The sequence below is a fragment of the Campylobacter magnus genome (assembly GCF_028649595.1).
In the GTDB taxonomy this organism is placed as follows: Bacteria; Campylobacterota; Campylobacteria; order Campylobacterales; family Campylobacteraceae; genus Campylobacter; species Campylobacter magnus.
The window spans coordinates 1-746 of record NZ_JAQSLK010000015.1; the positions used below are offsets into that span (position 1 = coordinate 1).

Annotated in this window: 1 protein-coding gene; it reads left to right on the forward strand. The window is 31.2% G+C overall.

Going from position 1 to position 746, the window contains the following annotated elements:
- Nucleotides 1-233, forward strand: a 233-nt coding sequence (locus PTQ34_RS08790; protein ID WP_273933222.1) for a hypothetical protein, incomplete at its 5' end; no start/stop codon positions are given.
- Nucleotides 234-746: the final 513 nt, after the last annotated feature.

Here is a 746-nt window from a genome sequence, read left to right on the forward strand (position 1 = left end):
AAAATCTAGAATTCCTAGAATTTATTCTAGGAATTCACAAAATCTTGCTAGTATCTTTGCGCTACAAGCAATTTAGTCTATTTGCACTTAGCTTTGGTCTTTTGATGCTTGATAGTTCGTATGTGGTTTTGCTAGCTAAGAGCTGTCTTTCATACTCTTTGATTGCGAAGTCCTTTGATGATTGCGGGGATGAAAATTTGGAGAGTAAATTAAGGCTTTTACAAAAACATTAGAAAATAATAAAGTCATAATGAATAGCCTAAAAAAACAGCTAGACAAAGAGCTAAAAAATATATAAAGGCGTGTGATAAAAATTATGAATAAATGCGTAGATAAAGTGCTTGCGCCTAGTGTTGTTTTACCTATGGTTGCGACAAAATATGTCGTAAGTGTATGCTAGAATTCCATAAAATTGTAGTATAAAGGATATAAAATGAACGGCTTTGTTTTGCGACCTCAAAAGCTAAAATGTCCAAAATGCGGCAAAACATCTTTTAATGTAGCTGGCTGTGTGCCAAATTTGAAGCTTGCTCAAAATGTGGCACGCTAATGAAACCCTGCACTATGGGCTTATTAGAAAAATTATAAATAGTTTTAATAATAGTTGTTATTTTACTCTTTGAAGTTACTCTTTATGGTAAGAGGAGCTTTTAAAAGATGAGCTTATAGAGCTTTTATCCAATTTGTGTTTAATTTTCTTAAAAAAATTGCTAGATTATTGCAATATAAAAATAGAATTTAAAAGA